The 4000-nt window shown below is 65.7% G+C and carries 3 protein-coding genes; all 3 read right to left on the bottom strand.

Annotation, left to right across the window (positions count from 1 at the left end; translation table 11 throughout):
• Nucleotides 1-2834 (bottom strand): hypothetical protein (locus VGM51_11380; GenBank protein ID HEY3413638.1); only part of this gene is annotated, 2834 nt, incomplete at its 3' end.
• Between the two features lie 676 nt (nucleotides 2835-3510).
• Complete coding sequence (locus VGM51_11375) at nucleotides 3511-3660, bottom strand: hypothetical protein (protein HEY3413637.1); 150 nt, start codon at nucleotides 3658-3660, stop codon at nucleotides 3511-3513.
• Between the two features lie 112 nt (nucleotides 3661-3772).
• On the bottom strand, nucleotides 3773-4000 hold a 228-nt coding region (locus VGM51_11370; protein HEY3413636.1), incomplete at its 5' end, for a GlsB/YeaQ/YmgE family stress response membrane protein.

Here is a 4000-nt window from a genome sequence, read left to right as displayed (position 1 = left end):
GCGTCGGTGACCGTGCAGGTCAGATCCGGGGTGTCAGTCGAGCTGTTGTTCTCGAGCGTGATCACGTAGTCGACCGTGTCGCCGATCTTGCTCAGGTCAGGACCGGTCTTCGTCAGCGCGATCGCGGGCTGGAACAGGTTGAGCGAATGGCCGTCACTGGCCGAGATGTCGTTTGGGAACCCGGCGGGGTGGTAATGGACCTCGACGGTGTTGACCACCGGATCGCCGTGACCCGCCTCGACCGTCCAGTCGACATCGAACTCACAGGACGCCTCAGGCGTGAGGTTGTCGCAACCAGCCGGATACAGGCTGCCCAGGACGTCATCCGTGATCGAGTCGAGGACCAGGTTCGGGCTGGTAGCGGAGCTGGTGTTGGTGATCTTGAAGTGGTAGGTGACATCGTCCCCGACCTTGGACAGGGCGGGACCGGTCTTGTCGACGTTCACGGACGGCTGGAACAGGTCGACCGTCCAGCTCGACTCCGCGGTGAGAACGTTCGGGAAGCCCGTGGGGCTGCACGTGACGCTGGCCGTGTTGAGGAGCGGGTCGGGATCTGTCGCCTTGACGGTGTACGCAACGTTCGTCACGTCACCTTGACCCGATGACAGCGTGACGTCCTTGTCGATCCCAAGCATGGTGTCGGTGATCGTGCACACGAGGTCCGGGGCGTCCGCGGAGCTCGTGTTGTTGAGCGTCAGCGTGTAGTTGACGTCGTCGGTCGCCTTCGAGAGCTGCGTGTCGGCCGTCTTGCTGAAGGCGATGGACGGCTGGAACAGGTTGAGCTCGTGGCTGTCCGTTGCCGCGATGTCGTTGGTGAACCCGTCTGGGTGGAAGTGGACGGTGGCGGTGTTGATCACCGGATCGTCCGCGACCTTGTCGGCCGGGTGAATGTCGACGGCTGCAACCGTCCAGGTGACGTCAAACGTGCAGGAGGCCGCGGGCGCCAGCGAGTCGCAGGCCGCCGGGGCGTCGTCGGCGAGGTCGCCGAGGACGTCGTCCGTCAGGCTGTCGAGGATGAGATTCGGGCTATCCGAAGAGCTAGTGTTCGTGATCGTGAAGTGGTACGTGACGTCGTCGCCGATCTTGCTCAGCGTGTCGCCGGTCTTCGCGATCGAGACGCTCGGCTGGAACAGGTTGACCGAGTGTCCGTCACTCGCGGTCACGTTGTTGGGATAGCCGACCGGGTGGTACAGCACGTCCACCGTGTTGACGAGCGGGTCGGGATCGGTGTCCGCGACCACCCGCGTGACGGTGAACTCGCACGTCTCGTTGTAGACGAGCGTCTCGCAGCCGGCGGCCGTCGCCGCGGCGCTCAGGTCCCCGATGACGTTGTCGTTGATCGACGCGAGCGTGAGATCCGGGCTGTCCTCCGAGCTCGCGTTCGCGATCGTGAACGTGTAGGTAACGGAGTCGGTCTTCTTGGAGAGCTCGTCGCCGGTCTTCGTAATCGTCACGGCCGGCTGGAACAGATTGACCTCGTGGTCGTCACTCGACGTATATGACGAGCCAGTGAGGTCCGCCTTCTCCCTGTACAGGATGCTGACCGTGTTGGGCAGCGGATCGGGATCTGTGCCGATAACCGTCCGCCGCAGCGTGATGGTGCACTCATCCGACCCACCGGCCGCGTTGTCGTTCTTGAGAAGCGAGGCACCGCAGGTGTTGGTCAGGACGTAGGCATTCGCCTGGTCGACGCCGTTTGTCGCGATGGCCCCGAGCAGCGTGTCGCTGATCGTCTGCTTGTACAGCGTCGCGCGACCCGTGTTGTGGATGGTGATCGTGTAGTCGACGGGGTCACCGATCTTTGACAACGTGTCGCCGGTCTTGGTAACCGCGATGCCACAGACCGGGAAGCTGCCGAAGGCGAAATCCTTCAGCTGCGCGTCTGTCGAGTGGGACGACCGGGTTGCGGCGAGGAAGTTGCTGTAGCAGCCGATATCTTCCGTTTTGAGCAGTCCGTTGAGATCGATACCGCCCTCAAACAGGGCCGTCGCGCGATAGGCATGCTCGCCGTTCTTGTTCGTGTACGGCCAAGGCGGGACCTCGCCCGCGATGTTGTTGGTGACGGCGCAGATGTCGTCGTTTGGCCCTGCCACCGAGCAGTCGGCCTCCGTCGTGTCCTTGAGCAGCGCCAGCGGCTTGTTGCCACCGACCCACTGGTAGACGGCGATGTCGCCGACCTTGTTGGAGCCACCCCAGTTGGCGAGCACGAGGATGTCGCCGACTTGGTGCTCACCGGTGAAGTTCGGCTTGGTGCCAAGGCCGATGGGCGTCTTGAAGAACCAGAAGCCCACCTCGGCGTCTCCGGACGTGTCGTACCGGTCGGCACCGAAGTAGAAGATCGTGTGGTTGAAGTCGGGGTTCGCGACCGTGGTGCCGTTCGGCCCTGGGATCGTCGAACGCGTGTCCACATATGCTGCCGCGAACGCGTTGGAGAGATCGTCCTTGTCCGGGATCGGGTCGTTGGTGTCGTCCCACTCCCAGTGCGACGAGCCTGAGCTGATCGGTCGCTCGTCTTTCGAGCCACCGCCCGTGTAGAAGCTGGTCTCGGCGGCGCCCACCGTGTCCGCGACGAACGTGGGGGCGAAGGAGTTGGAGCCACCGGCATACACGTGGTCCCAATCGTCGCCCGTGTTGCCTGCGGGGCGCATGTCGGTCGAGCTGACATTGGCGGCGCCCTGGATGGTGGGCGTGACGGTGTAGTCCAGCTGGAAGAGGCCGTCCGAGTGGACAGCCAAGGCGGGTGCGACAGCGGCCGGCACCCCGATGAGCGTGAAGGTCAAGGCAGCGCTGGCCGCCAGCGCCGCCAGCTTAGGAATTGATCTCGGTCGATCCACATCTACCTCCACGTCGGGCTCCCCGTGGCCCAACATCGCTGGAGTCCGGAATTCTCCAGTTCCTCCCCGGGTGGTCGCGGTGTCTCCTCGCGCTCGCCTCCTCTTGGGTCGGGCTCACCGACCAGCGCCATACTCGGACGGCCCGTCTCACGTGACACTTGGATCTAGAGTGGCTGCCGACGGGACGCGATCGGATGGATCAGTGCAGGGACGCGAACAAGGCGAGACGGCGGTCCCGCGCGTTCAGGGCGCGCTGGACCGCCGTCCGGTCTCGGGGACCGGCAGGGTGACGTGGACGGTCGGGTCGTGGGCGGGCGCGCACGGGATCTCAGCGCGTCCAGGCCGATCAACGACCCGTCGTGCGGGGTGCCATGACCCACGCACTTGGCGAACCCCCTCGTTCTCCCCCGGGAGCCCAACATCCGTGGCCGTTCGTCCGTTCCCCGACAGCCACGACCGGCGCCAAACCGGCTTCATGAGGATCGTCATGCCGGTTGACGGGGGCAAGGGATATCGGCCCCCCTCCCGCGGGACCTCTGGTCCTGCCCCGATGGTCACCCCGGGCTCTACGTCATGCGCGGTAGGCGCGGCTCACCGGTTGGGGCATGGAAACGGCCCGTCCACTGTGCGGTGAACGGGCCGTGGGCGTGGTGGAGGAACGCGCGACCGCGCCCCGTCAGTCGCCGAAGCGCGGATCCACGCCGGCGAGCACCTGCGCCAGCCAGGCGGCGTCGTCCGGCTGGTCGATGCGGTAGGCGCCGTCGCCACCGGTGCCGTTGGGCGGCACCCCGAAGGAGGTTCGACGGTGCGCACGAATTCTGGGCAATTCTGCGTTGACGCAGATCCTACATTGGGTGTGTCTCAGGTGAGACCCGGAGGCGCCCGACCTTCCCCCCAGGTCGGGCGCCTCTCCGTTTGGCGCGGGCGTGGTCTCGAGGCTAGATCGCCCCGCGGCCGCTCCTCGAGCCCCCACGGATCAGCCCGACGACCACGACGACCAGGACGGCGCCGATCGTGGCGACGAGGATCGTCGAGATGTTGATCCCGGTGGTGTAGTCGGTGCCGGTGATGACGCCCGCGAGGAACCCCCCGACCAGCGCGCCGACGATGCCGAGCACGATGTGCCCGATGACGCCCATGCCCTCGTCCCCGCGGACGAGCAGGCC

This window comes from Armatimonadota bacterium, from assembly GCA_036504095.1.
Taxonomy (GTDB): Bacteria; Armatimonadota; DTGP01; order JAKQQT01; family JAKQQT01; genus DASXUL01.
The sequence above is the reverse complement of the archived record's forward strand: the minus strand, read 5'-3'. Positions and strand labels throughout refer to the sequence as shown.